We start from the raw sequence: 2,517 nt of genomic DNA, 5'->3' as shown, positions 1-2,517 counted from the left end.
CTTTTTTGTCGTTTTCTGCGTTTCCGCATCAGCGACGGTTATTAATATATCATGCAGAAAAATGAAATGCAACACCTTTTGAAAACTTTTTTAAAACTAACTACATTTCTTTTTTAATATCATATACTTAAACGAAATATCCCTTTCATTTCTAAGAGTTTCCTACATATATTCTATATAAAGTCACTCTACCCAAAAACATTTCTTTCTATATAAATGTTTTATTCATATATCATATCATACAGGGAGGAATATATATGGACTATGCCGACTTATTAATTAAACTAGGTCTTTCGGCTATTTTAGGATTCGCCATCGGTTTAGAGCGCGAATTAAAACGTAAACCACTTGGTTTAAAAACGTGTTTAGTTATTTCTATAATTAGTTGCCTCCTGACGATTGTTTCTATTAAAGCAGCTTACAACTTACCGCATACCGATCATATGAATATGGATCCACTTCGACTTGCTGCACAAATCGTATCAGGAATCGGTTTTTTAGGTGCCGGCGTTATTTTACGCAGAGGGAACGATAGCATTGCAGGACTAACGACCGCCGCCATGATTTGGGGTGCTTCTGGTATTGGTATTGCCGTTGGAGCCGGATTCTATATTGAAGCGATTTTTGGAATGTGTTTCCTTATGATTAGTGTAGAACTTATACCATTAACGATGAAATTCATCGGTCCTAGATCATTTCGTCAACGTGATATCGCAGTGAAACTTGTTGTACGAAATATGGACAATATCCCGACCGTAATTGAAGAAATAAAAGAAATGGATATAAAAGTTAAGAACATGAAGCTCAAAACATTGGAAAATGGTTCGCACTATTTACATTTGAAATTGTCTATCGATCAAAAAAGACATACTGCTGATGTTTATTATGCTCTTCAGCACCTTGAAAGTGTTCAACAAACTGAAGTAGAAAGTATGTAAGATGAAAAAACTCTCTTTTTAATTAGAGAGTTTTTCTTTTTTCTATAATGGTAACAATGAATGTAGTCCTGCAAAGTAAGGAGGAATAAGAATTTGAAATCCCGCGCGAATTTAGTAGATACATTTCGTGATTCCATTATTTTTCGTTTAATTTGTTTTATTATTGTACTTACTGCTTTTTCTGGCTTTCTTATACATACACTCGAGCCAGCTCACTTCACCACATGGTTCGACGGGGTTTGGTGGTCAATCGTCACCATCTTCACCGTTGGATACGGCGATTTTGCCCCCCATACAACGATAGGAAAACTTATTGGTATAGGCATTATTCTATTAGGAACTGGATTTTGTTCTTATTATATGGTTCTATTCGCCACCGACATGATTAATAAACAATATATGAAAATTAAAGGAGAAGACGCTGCTACCTCTAATGGTCATATGATTATCGTCGGCTGGAATGAGCGAGCAAAACACGTTGTAAAACAAATGCACATATTACAACCGAACCTTGATATCGTTTTAATTGATGAAACACTTTCTTTACTCCCAAAGCCATTTCATCATTTAGAATTTATAAAAGGTTGTCCACATCACGATCAAACTTTATTAAAAGCTAACATCACAACAGCTCACACTATATTAATAACAGCGGACAAAGAGAAGAACGAAAGCTTAGCAGATACAGAATCCATTTTGAATATTTTAACTGCAAAAGGACTTAATCCAAACATTCACTGCATCGCTGAACTTCTTACTTCTGATCAAATTCAAAATGCAACGAGAGCTGGCGTATCAGAAATTATAGAAGGAAATAAATTAACGAGCTATGTATTTACTGCTTCTCTTTTATTCCCTTCTATTTCAGGTGTACTATTCTCACTTTACGATGAAATCTCTGATAACAAATTACAACTGATGGAAATTCCCCCGTCCTGCACTGGACAATCCTTTGCGAATTGTAGCTATACTCTTTTAAAGCAAAACATTCTCTTACTAGGTGTAAAGCGCGACGAGCAATATATGATCAATCCAGTTCATTCTTCCATTCTCATCGAAAGCGACACACTCATTGTTATTCACCATTAAAAAAAATGATTTTCTAGTTCTTGTACCAATACTTTACCTATATTGACATACTTTCTTTTCACATCTCCATCTGGATCTTGCGGCTCCGCAAATTGATCCAATCCACTCGTTCCAGCTGTTAAAGCATTAACATTATCATCTAGTTCGTCTTGATATACGTGCGAAAGAATATACGGTGTTTCAAGACGGACTATTACACCAGGCACATCTAATTCTCCATCTACTGCTGTAAATGGTACGCGTAAAAATTGATACCCTTCTTCTTCGTCGATTTTATAATCAAAGCATCCTTTATCATAATCCCAATTGCCGCCAATACTATATCCAAGTGGTTTCATAACCTCTTCTAACTTATATAACGCATATGTACATCCTTCTAAATTTGATTGAATCGGAATCAAGCCCATCCCTCCTAGACTTTTCCTTTAGCATACCCATTCTAGTTTGAATATACCGATGTACCTTTCCGTAAAATAACAAAAAGCGATCG

The 2,517-nt window shown here is 35.6% G+C and carries 3 protein-coding genes; 2 read left to right on the top strand and 1 reads right to left on the bottom strand.

Features of this window, described 5'->3' with window-relative positions:
* The first annotated feature begins 257 nt into the window (after positions 1-257).
* Both CDB3_RS26015 and CDB3_RS26010 read left to right on the top strand, forming a co-directional pair.
* A complete protein-coding gene (locus CDB3_RS26015) occupies positions 258-938 on the top strand; it encodes an MgtC/SapB family protein (protein WP_128856465.1) in 681 nt (226 codons plus the stop codon).
* Positions 939-1,031: 93 nt separating this feature from the next.
* Positions 1,032-2,027, top strand: a complete 996-nt coding sequence (locus CDB3_RS26010; RefSeq protein ID WP_128856464.1) for an ion channel — start codon at positions 1,032-1,034, stop codon at positions 2,025-2,027.
* Here the strand turns inward: CDB3_RS26010 and CDB3_RS26005 are convergent.
* On the bottom strand, positions 2,024-2,428 hold the full coding sequence (locus tag CDB3_RS26005) for a YugN-like family protein (protein WP_128856463.1): 405 nt from the start codon (positions 2,426-2,428) through the stop codon (positions 2,024-2,026). The genes CDB3_RS26010 and CDB3_RS26005 overlap by 4 nt on opposite strands.
* Between the last annotated feature and the right edge of the window lie 89 nt (positions 2,429-2,517).

The organism is Bacillus sp. CDB3 (assembly GCF_002081505.1).
Taxonomy (GTDB): domain Bacteria; phylum Bacillota; class Bacilli; order Bacillales; family Bacillaceae_G; genus Bacillus_A; species Bacillus_A cereus_AT.
This window is presented reverse-complemented; position numbering and strand designations above follow the sequence as displayed.

What these genes read in the sequence shown, in the direction of transcription:
- CDB3_RS26015 (WP_128856465.1), top strand. Translation starts at nt 258, where the DNA reads ATGGACTATGCCGACTTATTAATTAAACTAGGTCTTTCGGCTATTTTA.